The 19,720-nt window shown below is 32.7% G+C and carries 17 protein-coding genes and 1 pseudogene; 5 read left to right on the forward strand and 13 right to left on the reverse strand.

Going from position 1 to position 19,720, the window contains the following annotated elements:
* Positions 1–32 precede the first annotated feature (32 nt).
* The 9 genes and pseudogenes from BS101_RS24580 to BS101_RS09830 form a co-directional block, all read right to left on the reverse strand.
* Positions 33–119: pseudogene (locus BS101_RS24580) on the reverse strand (sigma-70 family RNA polymerase sigma factor); the annotation flags it as partial.
* A gap of 271 nt (positions 120–390) precedes the next feature.
* A complete protein-coding gene (locus BS101_RS09795) occupies positions 391–612 on the reverse strand; it encodes a FeoA family protein (RefSeq protein ID WP_012101994.1) in 222 nt (73 codons plus the stop codon).
* A 439-nt stretch (positions 613–1,051) separates the two neighbouring features.
* Positions 1,052–1,192 carry a FeoB-associated Cys-rich membrane protein gene (locus BS101_RS09800; RefSeq protein WP_073538656.1) on the reverse strand — a complete coding sequence of 47 codons (141 nt, stop codon included), beginning with the start codon at positions 1,190–1,192 and terminating at the stop codon, positions 1,052–1,054.
* Between the two features lies 1 nt (position 1,193).
* Positions 1,194–3,341, reverse strand: coding sequence for a ferrous iron transport protein B (gene feoB, locus BS101_RS09805; RefSeq protein ID WP_073538657.1), 2,148 nt, complete (start codon positions 3,339–3,341; stop codon positions 1,194–1,196).
* A gap of 61 nt (positions 3,342–3,402) precedes the next feature.
* On the reverse strand, positions 3,403–3,624 hold the full coding sequence (locus BS101_RS09810) for a FeoA family protein (protein ID WP_012101997.1): 222 nt from the start codon (positions 3,622–3,624) through the stop codon (positions 3,403–3,405).
* 29 nt (positions 3,625–3,653) lie between these two features.
* Positions 3,654–3,866 (reverse strand): FeoA family protein, encoded by a 213-nt coding sequence (locus BS101_RS09815; protein WP_012101998.1) that lies wholly within the window; start codon positions 3,864–3,866, stop codon positions 3,654–3,656.
* A gap of 316 nt (positions 3,867–4,182) precedes the next feature.
* Positions 4,183–4,698 (reverse strand): translation initiation factor IF-3, encoded by a 516-nt coding sequence (infC, locus tag BS101_RS09820; RefSeq protein ID WP_083585687.1) that lies wholly within the window; start codon positions 4,696–4,698, stop codon positions 4,183–4,185.
* Positions 4,699–4,813: 115 nt separating this feature from the next.
* Positions 4,814–6,199 (reverse strand): Na+/H+ antiporter NhaC family protein, encoded by a 1,386-nt coding sequence (locus tag BS101_RS09825; protein ID WP_073538659.1) that lies wholly within the window; start codon positions 6,197–6,199, stop codon positions 4,814–4,816.
* Positions 6,200–6,354: 155 nt separating this feature from the next.
* Complete coding sequence (locus BS101_RS09830) at positions 6,355–7,719, reverse strand: NRAMP family divalent metal transporter (protein ID WP_073538660.1); 1,365 nt, start codon at positions 7,717–7,719, stop codon at positions 6,355–6,357.
* A 180-nt stretch (positions 7,720–7,899) separates the two neighbouring features.
* Here BS101_RS09830 and BS101_RS09835 point away from each other — a divergent pair, with 180 nt between their 5' ends.
* Entirely contained in the window at positions 7,900–8,580 is a 681-nt protein-coding gene (locus BS101_RS09835; protein WP_073538661.1) for a DUF1232 domain-containing protein, read from the forward strand.
* 61 nt (positions 8,581–8,641) lie between these two features.
* Here the strand turns inward: BS101_RS09835 and BS101_RS09840 are convergent, their stop codons facing one another.
* Together BS101_RS09840 and metA are read right to left on the reverse strand one after the other, a co-directional pair.
* Positions 8,642–9,460 (reverse strand): purine-nucleoside phosphorylase, encoded by an 819-nt coding sequence (locus tag BS101_RS09840; protein WP_073538662.1) that lies wholly within the window; start codon positions 9,458–9,460, stop codon positions 8,642–8,644.
* Between the two features lie 39 nt (positions 9,461–9,499).
* Positions 9,500–10,429 (reverse strand): homoserine O-acetyltransferase MetA, encoded by a 930-nt coding sequence (metA, locus tag BS101_RS09845; RefSeq protein WP_073538663.1) that lies wholly within the window; start codon positions 10,427–10,429, stop codon positions 9,500–9,502.
* Between the two features lie 963 nt (positions 10,430–11,392).
* On the opposite strand from metA, the gene BS101_RS09850 reads away from it, so the two are divergent.
* From BS101_RS09850 to BS101_RS09865, 4 genes are all read left to right on the forward strand, one after another.
* Complete coding sequence (locus BS101_RS09850; RefSeq protein ID WP_073538664.1) at positions 11,393–11,920, forward strand: RNA polymerase sigma factor; 528 nt, start codon at positions 11,393–11,395, stop codon at positions 11,918–11,920.
* 19 nt (positions 11,921–11,939) lie between these two features.
* On the forward strand, positions 11,940–13,613 hold the full coding sequence (locus BS101_RS09855) for a LolA family protein (RefSeq protein WP_073538665.1): 1,674 nt from the start codon (positions 11,940–11,942) through the stop codon (positions 13,611–13,613).
* 111 nt (positions 13,614–13,724) lie between these two features.
* The gene (adhE, locus tag BS101_RS09860; protein WP_073538666.1) at positions 13,725–16,358 is read left to right on the forward strand and encodes a bifunctional acetaldehyde-CoA/alcohol dehydrogenase; all 2,634 of its coding nucleotides are present in this window, start codon (positions 13,725–13,727) and stop codon (positions 16,356–16,358) included.
* Between the two features lie 81 nt (positions 16,359–16,439).
* On the forward strand, positions 16,440–17,339 hold the full coding sequence (locus BS101_RS09865) for an SDR family oxidoreductase (RefSeq protein WP_073538667.1): 900 nt from the start codon (positions 16,440–16,442) through the stop codon (positions 17,337–17,339).
* 266 nt (positions 17,340–17,605) lie between these two features.
* Here BS101_RS09865 and ilvN read toward each other — a convergent pair whose 3' ends face one another.
* Together ilvN and ilvB are read right to left on the reverse strand one after the other, a co-directional pair.
* Positions 17,606–18,094, reverse strand: coding sequence for an acetolactate synthase small subunit (ilvN, locus tag BS101_RS09870; RefSeq protein ID WP_073541242.1), 489 nt, complete (start codon positions 18,092–18,094; stop codon positions 17,606–17,608).
* A 15-nt stretch (positions 18,095–18,109) separates the two neighbouring features.
* Complete coding sequence (gene ilvB, locus BS101_RS09875; protein WP_073538668.1) at positions 18,110–19,720, reverse strand: biosynthetic-type acetolactate synthase large subunit; 1,611 nt, start codon at positions 19,718–19,720, stop codon at positions 18,110–18,112.

Consider the following 19,720-nt stretch of genomic DNA (forward strand, 5'->3'; position numbering starts at 1 on the left):
TGGAATTATAATTATCTATACATTCATCTGGTGTTCTGTTTAAAAAACTTTCTTTTATAATCTATAGCTTTATATTTTACTATAGCTGCAATCCAATATTTAAATTTCCCCTTTTTCTTCCTTCAAGAAGCTTCTCATAAATTAACACGAAGTGCCTGAAGAGTTTCTGACATTTTGTTTACTCGATTTTAGATAATGTTTTTAATTATAATAAAACAAAAACAGCAACAGAAAATACCTCAATTTCCTAATGCCGTTTTTATTAGTATGATAATAACACTCTCAAATTTACTGTTTTAAAATTCTTACCGTATATTAATTGTTATGTAATGATATTAAATTTCACTATCAATAATAAATATATAAGAGTTCATGAATTAACTATTTACTTTACACTTCTTTCACTATAACCTTTTGCGCCATTCCCCTTCCCAGTGCAAGTCTGGTTTCCCCTATTTTTATAATTAAAGGTCCTTCGTCATTTCTAACCATCTGTATAACCATTCCTTTATTCAATCCCATTTCCATTATTTTTTTACATATACGCTCACTGCCTTGTATATCGTTAACCTCAGCATATCTCCCTATAGCTACACCATTTAATGGCATCATACATGGCACCTCCTCCTTTTTCTCATTCACATCTAGATCATTATCTTGTCCAACTTTAAATTATGTATAAAGTTATTCTAAAATTCAGATAAAGTTCGCCCATAACATAAATGCTACTTTTCTCTATCTAAACTAATAACTTATCCAGAAGCATGCCGATGCTTGTCCTCTGATTTAAACAATTGGGAAATAATAAAAAACGGCAATCTTCAGATAAATTTCTATTAAAAACATTCTAATAATGATATTCAATATCATTTATACATAATTTATTATAATATACTAATTTTTTTTTGTAAATACACTACACTATATCAAAGGATCATTTTTTATTGAATATACTACTTTGTAATTTAACCATTTTAGACTTTTTTCATTAAAGAATCACAGTTTTAAAATATAAAAACAGCTGGACAGATTTTCCAGCTGTTTTTATATTTTAGTGTTCATGATTTTCAGATTTATCGCAGCCAGAGCAACCACAGCCACAACCGCTGCCTCCTTTGTGAGACTTATAAGTTTTATATCCAGCAAATGCTATTATGCCAAATAAAATTACTCCAACTATGACAGTAGACATATTATACCACCGCCTCCTGTTTTTTAGAATCACTAACTTTATTATTAACCTTAACAGGTTTTCTAAATAAGAGGTAAATCAATACACAAACTAGAGCAATAGCAACAACTGTACCTATGCCAAAACCTCCGCCTGCAAACAATGAACCTAATTGATATACAATCAATGCAATAATATAGGCAAATACAGTCTGATAGCCAATAGTAGCCCATGTCCATTTTGCTGAAGCCATTTCATTACGAACAGCACCTATGGCAGCAAAACAAGGAGCACATAATAAATTGAATATAAGGAATGTATATGCTGAAAGAGGAGTAAATGCCGCTTGAAGACTTCCCCAAACCTGTGCACCGTCTTCAGCCACTTCTGCAAAACCATAAAGAATACCAAAAGTTCCTACAACATTTTCCTTAGCTATTAATCCAGTTATTGAAGCTACAGCAGCCTTCCAATCACCCCATCCAAGTGGTGCAAACAAAGGTGCAATTACATTTCCTATACTAGCAAGTATGGATTGTTCTATATCCACCATTTTAAAAGTCCAGCTAAATGAGCTTAATAACCAAACGCCGATAGTAGCAAGAAGTATTACAGTTCCTGCTTTCTTAACAAATGCTTTTGAACGTTCCCATGTATGAATGAGAACACCTTTAGCACCTGGTACATGATATACTGGAAGTTCCATTACAAAAGGAGCCGGATCTCCTGCAAAAACCCTCGTCTTTTTTAGAATAATACCTGAAACAATAATAGCTGCAATTCCTAAAAAATATGCAGAAGGTGCAACCCAAACAGAACCCGGAAATAAAGCCCCTGCAATTAAGGCAATGATAGGTAATTTTGCACCGCAAGGTATAAAAGTAGTGACCATAATTGTCATTCTCCTATCAAGCTCATTTTCAATGGTTCTACTTGCCATAATGCCTGGAACGCCACAGCCTGTTCCCACAAGAATTGGAATAAAAGACTTACCTGACAATCCAAATTTTCTAAATAGTCTATCCATAATAAATGCAATACGTGCCATATAACCACAGTCCTCAAGTAAAGCAAGACATAAGAATAATACCATCATTTGAGGCACAAAGCCAAGTACAGCACCTACACCGGCAACGATACCATCTAAAATAAGAGAATTCAACCAATGAGCAGTACCTATAGCTGTTAGAAAACCTTCCACTGCATTAGGTACAATATCAGTAAACAAAACATCATTTACCCAATCGGTCATCCATGATCCTATTGTTGAAATAGAAAGATAATAAACAAGGAACATAACAACTGCAAAAATAGGTAATGCCAAAATACGATTGGTTACAATCTTGTCAATTCTATCAGAAACTGTTAATTTACTTCTATTCTTCTTATGAACAGCTTGTTTTACAACTTTGCTTATATAAGAATATCTCTCATCTGTAATAATACTTTCACTATCATCGTCAAATTTTCTCTCACACTCATCTATAATACTTTCTATACGTTCTTTTATATCATCTGGGAGAGTTATCTGTTCTTCAATTTTCTCATCCCGTTCAAATAATTTTATAGCAAACCAGCGAGAATTTAGTCCATTTAAATTATTTTTTATAGTATTTTCAATTTCTGACAAAGCACTTTCTACGGCCTTTGAAAAAGTATGCGCTGGTGAAGAAACAACCTTCATTTTGGCAAGCTGTATTGCTTTTTCAGCTGCTTCCTTAGAGCCAATGCCTTTTAATGCAGATGTTTCGATAACTTCACAGCCAATAGCTTCTCCTAGTTTCCTTATATCTATGGTATCTCCATTTTTACGAACCATATCAATCATATTTAAAGCCATAACCACAGGCACGCCAATTTCCGTAAGCTGTGTAGTAAGATATAAGTTTCTTTCAATATTGGTACCATCAACAATATTTATAATACAGTCCGGCTTTTCATTAATTAAATAATTTCTTGAAACAACTTCCTCCAGAGTATAGGGAGAAAGAGAATAGATACCCGGTAAATCTTGAATAATAACATCTTTATGACCTTTAAGTTTACCTTCCTTCTTTTCTACAGTAACACCAGGCCAATTGCCCACGTACTGGGAACTGCCTGTTAAATTATTGAACATAGTTGTCTTACCGCTATTTGGATTACCAGCAAGAGCAATTTTAATTGACATTTACATCCCTCCTAATTGGTGTCAATCACTTTAAATTTATAACTTTTAGTGAAGTGTTAATCTAACTAACTTCTACTATTAAAGCTTCTTCTTTTCTAAGACTGAGTTCATAACCTTTTACATTAATTTCTACAGGATCTCCAAGAGGAGCTACCTTACGCACATATATTTCAGTACCTTTAGTCAAACCCATGTCCATAAATCTTCTTTTAATGGCACCTTTTCCATGTACCTTAACAATAGTAACTGTTTCACCACATTTGATGTCTTTTAATGTTTTCATATACTTATCTCCTTTCCCTTATAAATATGCTATACAATAATTCTCTTTGCCATAGATTTATTTAAGGCAATACGAGCATCTTTTACATTTACAATAATATCTCCAGCTATTTCAGCCACTACAGTTACATGTTCCCCAAGAACAAATCCGAGATGTTCCAAATGGCGGCGAACATCGTCATTACCTAGAATATTCTTAATACTACTTGTCTCTCCTACCTTTATCATTGTAATCGGCATCATAATATACTTCCTCCTCTTCTACAAATTCTACAAAAACCATGATATGAATTTATTTAAAACGTTATTTCTTCATGCTAGGCATTATTTCTTTAAAAAAACATTCTCCCCACAAATCATTATCCATACAATAACTAAATATATTTCAATTAAATTTACGATAATGACATTCAATATCATTCACTATATATTTTTATTATAATACACTAATTTTTTTTTGTAAACAGAGTATGCAAAATTGTTGTATTTTTTGCAAAAAAAATAAAATCAGGACTTAATTCGCCAAGTCCTGATAGAACTTCCTATATTTTTATTAGACCTACTGCTTTTTAGGAGCTAAAATCATAAACATATTATTCCCCTCTAATTTAGGAGCTCTCTCTACAGATACTTCCTCTCCAACTTTACCCAAAAATACATTTAAAACATTTCTACCTAAATTTGTATAATTATTTTGTCTCCCTCTAAACCTTATAGATACTTTAACCTTATTACCTTTATCCAAAAACTTTCTTGCATTATTAGCTTTAATCTCTATATCATTTTCCTCAATAGTAGCACTTAGTCTAATTTCTTTCAACTCAACAATTTTCTGATTTTTTTTAGCAAGCTTTGCCTTCTTAGACTGTTCATAGACAAACTTACTATAATTCATTATCTTGCATACAGGTGGTTTAGCCTGTGGTGACACCATCACCAAATCCATACCCTTTTCCCTGGCTATATTTAAAGCTTCCTTAGTATTTATAATAATACTATCTTTTTCCCCTACCAATCTGACTTTCTCTACTCTAATTTCTTCATTTAAGTTATTAACTTTATTAATAATATACACCTCCGTGATTTTAAATTTACCTATTTATTATTATATATAAGGATTTACCCTTCTGCAACTATAAATATACTTATTTATTGTATTATTCCAATATTTACTCATCTAAGACAAAAGCTTAAACTCTAAGTTTTTTGCAATCCGTCAATTCTCTTTTCGGAATATTCTTTGTAAAAATACTCAGACATAAAGTAATTATAGGTAAAACATAACACAATAATGCATAAGGTCCATATTTAATTGATGATATTCCTGTAAGTGCTAGAATAAACAGCGAATTTCCATTCCATGGTATTAATGGAGCCATCACAACTCCCGTATCAGATATGGTTCTAGCTAAAACATAATTTTCAATTTTCAATTTTTTATATTTATCTCTTAAAAGTTCTCCAGGTAATATTATTCCCATGCTTTGATCACAGATTATAGTTAATATAGCACTTATGATCCCTGTTTTTATAATAATCTCTTCTTTACATCTTACTTTAGAAATCATTTTATTTATTATGGGATTTATAATTCCAGTGCCACTAAATATACTGCTTAAAGCAACAGCCATCATTATTATAAAAAATATGCTGATTATTGACTGAATTCCTCCTCCCACCAATATTTTATTCAATTCTAAAGAAGTAGTATTACCTTTATATCCAAATAGTATATAACTAAAAATTTTTACTAAAGATACTTTTTGACAAAAGATACTTATTACTGTTCCTACAGTTACTCCTGCAAGTAGGGAATTAACCATCTTTATGCCCAAAAAGCATAACAAAAATATTAAAACTGGTACTAATAAAAGCAGAGGAGACATAAAATAATTTTCCCCAATAGATTTTTGGAAATCACCTAATGCATATTCTGCTATAGTATAATTTCTGCCCATATAGAAATAAACTATAGATACAATTATACAAGCAGGTAAAGTAGTCCTCAACATATATATAAGTGCTCTCTTATAAGATATTCTAATAGTAGAAATCATAAGATTTACAAGTCCTGAAATTGGAGAAAGTTTATCTGCTAAAAATGCACCTGAAACAATGGCCCCAAGGAGAATATAATCTGGAACCTGAAACACTTTTCCGAGGCCAAGTAATGCAATTCCTATAGTACTTATACATGCAACTGCAGAACCAATAAAAATTGAAACTAAGGATGTAAATATAAATGCTACAAATATTAAATTCTTGCCTATTATATAATCAAATCCATAAAACATCATAGCAGGTATGATCCCTGAAGAAAACCATATTGGAATAGTTATTCCTATGAGTACTATTAATATAAAAAGTTCCCTGCATTCTATAAAACTATTTATAATCATTATTAAAAGTTCCTTAAAAGTAAAACCACATACTTTGAACATGCATAAAGAAAAAATTACACTTATAAACAGTCCATAAAATAAAAGTACGTTAAAAACTATACACATTATAATAGATATAAGTGTAAAAGTTAAAATAAATGTTCTATGCCAAATAGAAATATTATCATTTTTCACTCTGAAACCTTCTCCCTGAATTAAAACATGTTTAAATAAAGATAAAAGATACTCTCATATATTATATTAAATAGATTATTCCATACTGTACCATGGTATCACGAAAGTTCTTAAGGTACAAGTATTTACTTCTATGAATTTAATACACTATATATTTATAAAAAACTCCATAAAAGAAGTATAGTTATTCCTATCAGCACTACTGCAATTATATAAGCTCTTATATTTATGAACAAGCTATTCTTATATTTGCCCATAATATCTTTTTTATTTGAAAGCAATATAATAAAAATTATAATAGGAATCATTATAATTCCGCCTATTATCTGAGTAATAAGTGCCATATAATTTAAAGGGAGATTAGGTACTAAAATAATTAGTGCGGCCACAGCTACACTTCCCATATATACGGCATAAAATTTATGGGCTTCTTTTATTTTATTATTTAAACTATGGGGCCAATTAAAGGCATCTGCCACACACCAGGAAGAGGATAGTGATATAGTAATTGAGGCTAGAAGGCCTGCGTTAAATATGCCAAGAGCAAATAATATACCTATACCTCTGCCAAAATAATTTGTAAAACCAAGTATCAATTCAGCAGGTCCTGCATTTTCTATATTCTGTACATGACCAAACAATGCCGCTCCAGAGATAAGTATACAAATAGCGATTATTACCTGAACTATGCATCCTATACGAATATCCAGACGTCTTGCAAAAATATGACTTTCTCCTGTACCTCCTTTATCCATATAAGCACTGTTTTGAAAAAATACCATCCATGGAGCTATTGAATTACCTGCAATAGCTGCAGTATACCATAATAAATCATTATTTCCATGGATTAGATTTAAAGACATAAAATTATATGAACTAGTCACTGCACTTGGATGAACAATAAAGGCAATTACAATAAATATCACATTGGAACTACCAATTAAAAGTGCCATTCTCTCTTTCTTCTTATATCCTGCAAATATAATAATTGATAACACAAGTATTAAGCTGATAGCTGTCCCCATCCAAATAGGTATTCCAATAACAATTAAGCCTGCAGTCATACCTATAAATTCTGTGGAAAGCATTAAAATATTTTCAACAATCAAAGCAGCTACATGATATTTTACCCAATATCCTCCATAATATTTTCCGATAAGCTTTATAAGACTGCTTCCACTTATAGTTCCAATCCTCATTGACATTTCCTGAACTGCATAAGGTATTATAATAAGAGAAATACACAGAGGTATAAATAGACTTATGCCAAATTTCATACCTGTTACACAGTAAGATATTACCCCTCCAGCATCATTGTCTCCCATGGCAGCTAAGAGTCCTGGTCCTATAACTGTCCATAATAATGTACTGCGACTTAAATATTTTTTTTCTTTTCTATCTATAGTATTATAAAATTTTGACTTACTTATATTAAATCCTTCTAATCTATTTTCATTTGAACCATTCATTATATTGTTACCTCCAAAATAGATTACATCTCTAACTGAATCTAATATCATAGTATACTTATATGTAGAAATTGTTTCTTATTTTTCAAATTAATATTGAAATAAATTCAACATTAACAAAATTATTAAAGTCAATTATACTAACGTAGTGTCTAATGCATATACTTTAATATAACTAATTATTGATTTTAGCTTAAATAACCTTTTAATTAATTAAGGAGTGAGATAAGCGTGTATGAAAACAAAAAAAAATCTGAATTAGGCTCCATGATTAGAACTTTATTAAAAGAAAATTCACTTTCTATGCGTAAATTAAGTTCTATAAGTGGAATAGATACTGCCACCATTTCAAGAATTGTAAATGGCAAACAAAGAGCAAATATGAATCACCTTAGGATTCTTTCTAAATATTTAAATGTGCCTATAAAAAAATTATTAATAGCGGACGGATATGACATGACATCTTTAAATGATGAAGATCCCATGGATTCACCTTCCCTTATAAAAAACATCCATGAGCTCTTAAAATTACCTGATTTATTAAATTACAAATGTGATTTGTCAAAAATAGAAGAAGAACTGGAAAAGTATAAAATATATGCTCTTACAGAAGAAGGGAAAAGCATCATATATAAAAATTTTAATAAAAAAATAGAAGCTGTAAATGGAGATGGTTTTTTTATAGAGGAATTAAAGGAAATGTACAAAAAATTCTGTGATGAAAGTCTTCCAGAAGAGATTCATGCCCTACTTGGAAGTGGATTGCTTTATTTTATACTTTCTGTAGATATTATACCTGATTATATATTTCCAATAGGCTATTTAGATGATATTATAGCTATAAAACTAGTACTCCATAATATGCTAGAGGTAAAACAAAAACATGAAAAAGATATGTATAAAATACTTTAAATGTATATTTACGTTAAAACTATAAACTAAGGCACCAAACCTTTAGATTTAGTGCCTTAGTTTATAGTTCTCTCAATATTTTTCTTAAAAGTAATTTTAAATTTTCAGATACCATAGATGAAGTTTTTATAACATCATCATGACTTAAGGGCTGCCTGAGTATTCCTGCCGCCATATTAGTTACACAGGATATTCCCATAACTTTCATACCACTATGATTTGCTGTAATGACTTCTGGAACTGTAGACATGCCTACTGCGTCTCCTCCTAGTACTCTTAACATATTTATTTCGGCAGGTGTTTCATAACTTGGTCCACTCATGTATACATATACTCCCTGCTGCAGCTGTATATTTAATTGAAGAGCTGCATTTTTGGCTATTTTTATAAGTTCTTTATCATAGGCCTCGGACATATCTGGAAATCTAGTTCCAAAGTCCTTTAAGTTTTGTCCTATAAGTGGATTCTGTCCAGATAAATTTATATGGTCGTTTATAAGCATAAGCTCCCCGCTTTTATAATTTTTATTTACTCCTCCTGCAGCATTAGTAACTATGAGAATTTCTACTCCCAATTTTTTCATTACCCTGATTGGAAAAGTTACCTCTTCCATTGAATACCCCTCATAATAATGAAACCTTCCCTGCATTGCAATTACATATTTACCTTCAAGATTTCCTATAACAAATCTATTCTTATGTCCTTCCACTGTAGAAACAGGAAAATGTGGTATTTCATTATAATTACAAATTCTAGGTTCTTCAATCTCCTCTGCCATGTCTCCCAACCCTGATCCCAGTATAATTCCTATCTTAGGGGTGGTTTTTATATTAAAGTTTATATACTCCACTGTTTCTTTTACCTTCATATTCAAATCCATAATTAATCCCCTTTCCAATATGTAAAAACTTTAATTCCATTATAAAAAAGAAGGCGGCATTTCACTTAAATCATAAGGTGTTTCCTGATAAACATAATAATTAAGCCAATTTGAAAACAGCAAATCCGCATGACTTCTCCATTTTACTACAGGCTTTTTATCTGGATTATCATCTGGAAAATAGTTTTTAGGTATTTTTATATGTTCACCTTTTGAAATATCTCTCATATATTCATCTTTTAATGTAAAAGGATCATATTCTGAATGGCCTGTTACAAAAATCCTTCTTCCTTTGTTGTCCAAAATCAGATAAACTCCTGCTTCTTTAGATTGTGCCAGTATAGTTAATTCCTTAACTTTTTCAATATCTTCTTTTTTCACTTCTGTATACCTAGAATGGGGTACATAAAATTCATCATCAAATCCTCGTACTAATTTTTCTTTTTCCTCTGTAACTTCATGTTTAAATACCCCAAATAACTTTTCTTTTAATATGTACTTTGGTATACCATAATGATAGTATAATCCAGCTTGTGCCCCCCAACATATATGTAATGTAGAGTATACATGATATTTGCTCCACTCCATTATCTCTTTCAATTCTTCCCAGTAATTAACCTTAGAAAATTCCAACTGTTCTATTGGAGCTCCCGTAATAATTAATCCGTCAAATTTTTCATTTTTTATCTCATCAAAAGTTCTGTAAAAATTGGTTAAATACTCTTCTGAAGTATTTTTACAGACATGAGTTTTTAAATGGAGTAATTCAACCTCAATTTGCAGTGCAGTATTACCTATAAGTCTCAGCAATTGAACCTCCGTAGTAATTTTAATTGGCATAAGATTTAAAATAGCAATTTTAAGCGGTCTTATATCTTGATGAAAAGCTACATTTTCAGGCATAATAAATATATTTTCACTATTTAAAATTTCAACAGCAGGTAGGTCATCTTTTATCTTTATTGGCATAGCATCACCTCTGAAGTTAAATTTCGCTAAATTTTATTATATCACAGCTAATTATATTTGAAAACTAAAATTTTACAAAAAAGCCGCACTATAATAACAACAATTATAGTACGGCTTTAATTTACTTTCTTTGGTCTATATATTATAGAAGAAGTATATTTGTATACAAAACATAAAGAACACAAGAATCTACCTTACACCAATATATATAATTTAATATCCAATTATAATCTTTTATTATATTGCTATAAGTTAAAAACTATAATTAAACAGTTCACCACCTATATTGATGATTCGTTCAACCATGCAGCATACCTACACAGCCATATACAACCCTTTAGCTGTATACAACCATCTCAGCACCCTGAATGACCTTCGCTGAACCTTATACAACAATTTGGGATCCTATTATAATCAATATAATTAACTATAATAAAACCTTTCACCGACATATAAGATCCACCTCTAATTGTATACATCATATTTTTTAACTTTTAGCGTGAACATTACAAAAACTTACCAAGAAGTATTTTAAAATTATCTACTAAATTTCTAAAAAACTATATACAATTTTAGGCTAGCTTATATATATTCTTAAATATAAGAACATATATAAGCTTCGGCTCAATTCTCATGCTCTTTACACTATTTAATATACCCTGATGTAAAAAAATAATTCAATAATTTTTATGTAAATTATGGAATTTAAGCACTGCTTATCCCCACTTTGATAGAAGATGGGGGTGTTAGCAATGGTAGCGATCGGATAAATTACTTTCTAAAACTATTTCAATCATGACCTAATGTAAATTACACATCATTTTAATGGTATAAACAAATACTTACAATATTGAATTTTCATTAAGAATATTATCAAATAATATCTTTAAATTGTAACTTTTATACCATTTTCAACGTCATTATTAGTGTAACTAGGTAACTTGTAAAGGGGGGTTGTAACTTATGATGGATGATGAAAAGAATACTGGGGTAGATGACATAAAATCTATTGACAGGATGTGTGGGGCTACCTGGGAAACGCTGTATCGTTTTATATACTTTAAAGTGCAAAATCGTGAAGAAGCTGAAGATATTACTCAGGAAACTTATTTTAAGGCTATTTCATATATACAAAAAAATAATATAAAAGTGGATAAATTTATAGGTTTCTTAAAAACTATTTCACTAAATATCCTGAGAGATAAATGGCGTAAAAGCAAACGGCAGGGCAGCATAGTTAACTTTGACAATATAAACCCGGAGTCAGCGTCAGTGGAAGATTGCACAGAGGATATGGCACAGCGTGAAGTTATACAAAATGCATTAAAGCTTTTAAATGAGGAACAGCGCACTGTTATTGAACTGAGAATATTAAAAGGATTCTCCGTAGAGGATACTGCAAGGCAGATGAATAAAAAAGAGGGCAATATCCGGGTTTTACAATATAGGGCATTACAAAACCTTACAAAAATTCTCAAGGATGAGCATTAAATTATGGAGGTGTGAATTAATGACTGATAAAGAAAAGAAATTAACAGATTATATTGATAGTTTAAATAATGAAAAAAAGCCTAAAGAACATGGAAACGCAGCAGATACACCTGAAATGGAGGAACTTTTTGAAACTGTAAGGTTAGTACGCAGTTTAAAAGAGCCAGCTCTTCCAGAAGATAATTATGTTAAAAATTTAGCTAATAATGTAAGTAAGCAGCTTCTGAGAGAAAAAGCATTAAAGAGGTCAGGGAAAAGACGGCTTTTAGGAATAGCTTCTGCTGCTGCAGCTGTTGCATTAATCGTTATATTAAATATACTGCGGCCTTTTGGAAAATTGGATATGGTCTATGCCATGGAGAAGGCATTTCAGGAAGTAAAAGCTTATCATGGGGTTCTTCAGGTTGTAGAAACTAATGCACAGGGAAAATCTGTAGTGCAGTCAAAAATTGAAGTATGGGCTGATAAGGAAGGAAAATATTATGTTAAAGGGTTGGAAGGATCACAAAAGGATGTGATTACTGTAAACAATGGACAAAAGAAGTGGCAGATTCAGCCCGGGCAAAAGGAAGTAGAGGTATTAGCTGCTTTTCCAGATCCCTATAGTTTTACATTTGAATTGGGCAAAGAGATAGATGACGTAAAAAATGCACTTGAAACTAAAATTGTAGGTGAGGAGAAAGTTTCAGGAAGAGCTGCTATTATAATGGAAGTAACTCCAAAGGGAGGAATCCCCTATAAAATATGGATTGATAAAGACACTAAAATGCCACTTCAAAAACAATCTGCCATGCAGTACTCCATTCAATATAAGGTATGCTATACAAATATAGATTTTATTGAAACCATTCCTAAGGAACTTTTAGCCTACAATGTACCAAAAGAGTTTAAAGAAATAGATACGAATACAGAGCAAATTGTAAATAGTCTGGAAGATGTTAAAGAAATCTTGAGGTTTACACCTACAATACCTGAAGATGTACCATCATCATTTGTTCAAAACAATATATCCATAGTAAATGATGCTAAAGTTGTTAAAATAAATTATACCTCTAAAGATAACAAAAAGAAGGTTGTGATTTTACAAAAAAAATCTGATAGTGAATTTAAGCCAGCATCTATGGCAGCTTTAGGAAAGGTAAACAACAATATAGCAGAAATTCAATCGCCTATACAAAGTGAGGCAGGAGTTCTTCAAGGACAAGGAGCTTATGCAGATATAACAGGTATAAGTTCGGTTAGGTGGAAGCAAGATGGCTTTGAATATGCTGTCGTTGGAAACACTTATTTAGAAGAGTTAGAAGTATTCATAAAGGGGTTAACTAGTGGTATAGTTGATATATCATCAAAAGAACAGTCATCAGATAAACCACAAATTGAAGTTCCTGTTGATTTAAAAGTAGAAGAACAGGAACAGAGAAATGTGGATGTAGGACATTCACCATGGAAATTAGATCCTGTTTTTGTAGCTCAGGTTTTCGCAAGTTTAAAAATTTCACCTGAAGGTATTCAAGGAGAGTATCCTATTAAATATGAAGAATTAAAGATGATTGAAAATACCGGCAAAGAGGCAATTGTAGAGGTAGGCGGAGATAAAACCACTATAAAAAGAGTGTATTTAAAAAGACTTATAAGAGAAGATAATACAGGAATATGGACTGTAGTTGGATATGACCCATTGAAAAATCAATAATAGTATTTTATTTTAAAAAAGTTGTAGTTTTCTACAACTTTTTTGCTTGGAAGAATAAATATACCATACATATGCTAACACTATTAGAAAATTAAAAAAGAGGTGTTGCTTATGAAAGTTACAAATGTTGAGGAATTAATGGAAAAATTAGAAAAGGTAAGAGAGGCACAGGAGAAATTTTCTACTTATACTCAGGAACAGGTAGATGAGATTTTCAAACATGCAGCTATGGCAGCCAATAGTGCCAGAATAAAACTTGCTAAAATGGCTGTAGAAGAAACTGGCATGGGAATTGTAGAAGATAAAGTTATTAAAAACCATTTTGTTTCAGAATATGTGTACAATAAATATAAGGATGAACAGACCTGCGGAGTTTTAGAAAGAGATGAAGGCTTTGGTATGGTTAGAATTGCAGAACCTGTAGGTGTTATTGCAGCAGTTGTGCCCACTACAAATCCCACCTCTACGGCAATATTTAAGGCACTAATAGCCCTTAAAACTCGAAATGGCATAGTTTTTTCACCTCATCCTAGAGCTAAAAGATCAACTGTTGCTGCAGCAAAAATAGTCCTTGATGCTGCAGTTGAGGCAGGGGCACCGGCAGAAATTATAGGATGGATAGATGAGCCGTCAATTGAACTTTCTCAGTTAGTAATGAAGGAGGCAGATTTAATTCTTGCTACAGGCGGGCCAGGTATGGTTAGAGCAGCTTATTCATCGGGAAAACCTGCCATAGGAGTTGGCCCTGGAAATACCCCTGTTATAATTGATGACAGCGCAAATATTAAAATGGCAGTAAATTCCATACTTCTTTCAAAAAGCTTTGACCATGGTGTAATTTGTGCTTCGGAACAGTCGGTAATGGTACTAGATGGAGTATATGAGGAAGTAAGGAAGGAATTTTCGGAAAGAGGAGGCTATATACTGAAAAATGATGAAATAGATAAGGTCAGAAAGACTATTTTAGTCAATGGAAGCATAAGCCCTGATATTGTTGGACAGAGTGCTTGTAAAATAGCAGAAATGGCAGGAGTGAAAGTGCCTGAGAGAACAAAGATACTTATAGGTGAAGTAGATTCTGTAGAACTTGAAGAACCATTCTCCCGTGAAAAATTATCTCCGGTTCTTGCTATGTACAGGGTTAAAAATTTCAATGATGGTCTGGAAAAGGCAGCAAGACTGGTTGAATTGGGAGGCATAGGCCATACTTCTGTACTTTATGTAAATACTATGACCCAAAAAGAAAAAGTGGAAAAATTCGGTGAAGCTATGAAGACAGGCAGAACCCTTATAAATATGCCGTCAGCACAGGGAGCTATAGGCGATTTATATAACTTTAAACTGGCTCCCTCATTGACTCTTGGTTGTGGTTCCTGGGGAGGAAACTCCATATCGGAAAATGTTGGACCAAAACATTTATTGAATATAAAAAGTATTGCTGAGAGGAGAGAAAATATGCTTTGGTTTAGAGTTCCTGAAAAAATTTATTTTAAATATGGTTCACTTGGAGTTGCCTTGAAAGAATTAAAGACTATGCATAAGAAGAAGGCCTTCATAGTAACAGATAAAGTTCTTTATCAATTAGGATATACAGATAGTATTACAAAAATTCTTGGAGAAATGGGAGTAGGTTATAAAATATTTACAGATGTGGAACCAGATCCAACCCTTGCCACAGCTAAAAAAGGTTCATCAGAAATGCTTGAATACAATCCAGATACTATTATATCAGTTGGCGGCGGCTCCGCAATGGATGCTGCAAAAATTATGTGGGTGATGTACGAACATCCTGAAATAAAATTTGAAGACCTGGCCATGAGATTTATGGATATAAGAAAGAGAGTTTATACATTCCCTAAGATGGGCGAAAAAGCTATGATGATTTCGGTGGCTACATCTGCAGGAACAGGATCAGAGGTTACTCCGTTTACAGTAATTACTGATGAAAAAACAGGAGCCAAATACCCTCTGGCGGATTATGAATTAACACCAGATATGGCTATAATTGATGCAGAGCTTATGATGAATATGCCAAAGGGACTAACTGCAGCATCGGGTATAGATGCACTCACCCACGCCCTGGAGGCTTATGTATCTGTAATGGCTTCAGAATATACCAATGGGCTGGCACTTGAAGCAATAAGATTGATATTTAATTATTTACCACTGGCTTATGCGGAAGGAACTACTAATGTAAAAGCCAGAGAAAAAATGGCACATGCTTCAACTATGGCAGGTATGGCATTTGCCAATGCATTTTTGGGAGTATGCCACTCCATGGCCCACAAATTAGGAGCAGCACACCATATACCTCATGGAATTGCCAATGCACTTATGATAGATGAAGTTATAAAATTTAATGCAGTAAATGATCCGAGAAAACAGGCAATATTTCCTCAGTATAAATACCCCAATGCCAAGTGGAGATATGCCAGAATAGTTGATCATCTGCAGTTAGGCGGAAATAGTGAAGATGAAAAGGTAGGACTTTTGATAAAGGCAATAGATGAGCTAAAGGAAAAGATAAACATTCCTAAAACCATCAGAGAGGCAGGAGTTGCGGAGAAAAAATTTTATGCTACCTTAGATGATATGTCGGAACAGGCCTTTGATGATCAGTGCACAGGGGCAAATCCAAGGTATCCGCTTATAAGTGAAATAAAACAGATGTATATAAATGCCTTTGATAAAGTAAGTCCTGTTGTAGAAGAAGAAAAACTAAAGATACCTGTGGCAAAAAGGTAGTGATTAAAAATTAATCACTTGATAACATAAATGGAGTATTCACATATACTATTTAAGTAGATATTCTTAGGAGGAGTATATGTGAAGTTTTACTATCCATACTTAGGTTATAAAAGAGAATGCAAGGAGGTACCCATAGCATTCCCACCCCAGCATCAACCTGTTCAGCCGGGACTTGAATATATTATGTGTCCAAGACCAATATTTAACAATCCTGATTACAGGGGAAGCGGCAAGTTACAACATAAGGTTGTCTTGATTACAGGTGGAGACAGCGGTATAGGGAGAGCTGTGTCACTAGCTTTTGCAAAAGAAGGAGCAGATATTGCCATTGTATATTTTAATGAACATAGGGATGCAAGAGAAACAAAAGAACTGGTAGAAAATGAAGGTAGTAAGTGCATTTTAATTCCTGGGGATTTGAGAGAAGAATCTTTTTGCAAACAAATAGTTGAAGATACTGTTTCTGCTTTTGGATGCTTAGATGTACTAATTAATAATGCAGGGGTACAATTTCCACAGAGTAGACTGGAAGATATTAGTACGGAGCAGTTGGAGGATACTTTCCGTACTAATATATTTCCATTATTTCATGTTACTAAGGCAGCTCTACCTCATCTTAAAAAGGGAAGTGTAATTATAAACACAGCTTCCATTACTGCCTATGCAGGCAGTAAACTCCTTATTGATTACTCATCAACTAAAGGTGCCATTGTAAGTTTTACCCGCTCATTATCCCTTTCTCTGGTATCAAGAGGCATACGTGTTAATGGTGTAGCTCCAGGGCCTGTTTGGACTCCTCTTCAACCTTCAAGTTATTCAGCAGAATATATTACAACTTTTGGTACGGATACTCCTATGAAGAGAGCAGGACAGCCCGTTGAACTTGCACCAGTATATGTTTATCTGGCATCTGATGATTCCACTTATGTTACGGGACAAATATTTCATGTAAATGGTGGAGGATTTATAGGTTCTTAAATTTCTATGAGAAGTAATTACAAAATATAATATAGCAGGATTTACTGATAAAAATGTATTGATTTCTGGCGAATATTCCATTGAGGAGTTGAAAAAAATGAATGTAACTGAAGCTGTAAATTCCCAAATACCGCTTATTAAAAATGGAAAGCCACTATTGGAGGATAAACAAGTGGCCTGTATCCTCTATATTTATGATTAGTGAGTTATAAACTAAAAAGAGAAGCATTTTTACTTCTCTTTTTGATTCAATTTATGAATTTAAATTATGCTTTACATCCTCCTCTTTGAAGAGCTGTAAGTCCTGTACGTACAATTTCTTTGATCCCATAAGGTTTCATGATTTCAATAAAAGCGGATATTTTATCTTCATCTCCAGTTATTTCAATCATCATACTCTTTTCATCCATATCAACTATATTTCCCCTAAAAGTATTTACAGTCTCCATAATTATCAATTTATTACTTGGCTCTGCAGACACCTTTACCAGTGAAAGTTCCCTATACACTGAAGGATCATCTGTTAAATCTATTATTTTTATAACTTCAATTAACTTATTCAGCTGTTTACTAATCTGTTCCACCTCATAGTCATCCCCAATAGATACAATGGTTATCCTGGATATTTCAGGATCCTCTGTGATTCCTACTGTAAGACTGTGGATATTATATCCCCTTCTACTGAACAGGCCAGCTACTTTACTCAAAACACCTGAATGATTTTCTACTAATATTGATAATATATGCTTTTTTATGGTACTCACCTCTTCCTAAAAAGTTCTTTCATGTGGATCAACAATACACTCTATTAAAAATGCTCTGTCTGAATTTAAAGCTTCCTTAAAAACTTCCTCAAATTCATTATCATTTGCCACTCTTTTTGCTAGTAATCCATAGGCTTCCGATAGTTTAATAAAGTCTGGATTAGTTCTAAAGTTAACCCCAAACTCATCAAGGGATCTATTATTTTGAATTTCTCTAACCATACCAAGTCCTGAATTATTGAAAACCACTATAATTAGATTTACATTTTTTTCAGTAACGGTACCCAGTTCAAATACACTCATCTGGAATCCACCATCACCTGCAAAAGCTATAACTCTCTTATCTGGACAAGCAAGCTTGGCTCCAATAGCTGCTGGAAGGGAATATCCCATGGTACCAAGTCCCCCAGATGTCAAAAGCTTTCTATCTCCTGTTATTCTAAAATTACGTGCACACCAGAGTTGATTTTGACCTACATCTGCTGTTAAAATAGCATCTTCTTCTACCATGTCAGATACAACCTTTAAAACATATTTAGGGTTTACCTTATCTGTAGGTTTTCTAACTACCTTTAAGCTTTCTTTCCATTCTTTAATCTCATTCAGCCAATTCTTAGTTTCTATAGGTGATATTTCTTTTGTTAACTCCGCTAAAATATTAGCACAGTCTCCAACTATTGGAATATAAGTATCCAAATTTTTTCCTATTTCTGCAGGGTCAATATCTATATGAATTATATCTGCATTTTTGGCAAAAGTTTTCACGCCAAAGGTAGTTCTATCTGAGGCTCTAGCTCCAATAAGTATTAAAACATCTGAATTTTCAGCGGCCTTATTTGCATAGGCAAAGCCATGAGTCCCTATTAAGCCCACATAATATTCACTATTTTCATTCATGCTCCCTTTTCCCATAAGAGTATGTATAACAGGTATGTGAGATTTTTCCACAAACTCTTTTAGTTCTTTTTCAGCTTTTCCCAGTATAACTCCTCCACCCACACAGATAATTGGCTTTTCACTGGTTTTAAGTCTGTCTAATACTTTATTTATCTGTTTTAAGTGTCCTTTGGTAGTAGGTTTATATCCTCTTATATTAACACTTTCAGGATATTCAAAGTCAATATCTTCTTCCATTATATCCGTAGGTATATCTATAAGTACAGGTCCTTTTCTGCCAGTATTTGCTATATAAAAAGCTTCTTTTATAGTCTTAGGTATGGATTCTGCATCTTTTACAAGAAAATTATATTTTGTAAAAGATTCTGTAGCACCTGTAATATCTACTTCCTGAAACACATCTTTTCCAATTAATACGGACTTAACCTGACCTGTAATGATAACAAGAGGAATAGAATCCATATATGCCGCAGCAATGGCTGTAATAACATTTGTTGCACCAGGGCCTGAGGTAACGACACAGACTCCCACTTCTCCTGTAGCCCTAGCATACCCGCTAGCGCAATGTCCTGCACCCTGTTCCTGTCTTACAAGTACATGTTCAATATCTGATCTCCTAAAAGCTTCATATATAGGAACTACTGTAGCACCAGGATACCCAAATACCATTCTCACATTTTCTTGTTTTAAACATTGGATAACTGCTTCAGCAACTTTCAT

It is taken from the genome of Clostridium kluyveri, assembly GCF_001902295.1.
GTDB classification, from domain to species: Bacteria; Bacillota; Clostridia; order Clostridiales; family Clostridiaceae; genus Clostridium_B; species Clostridium_B kluyveri_B.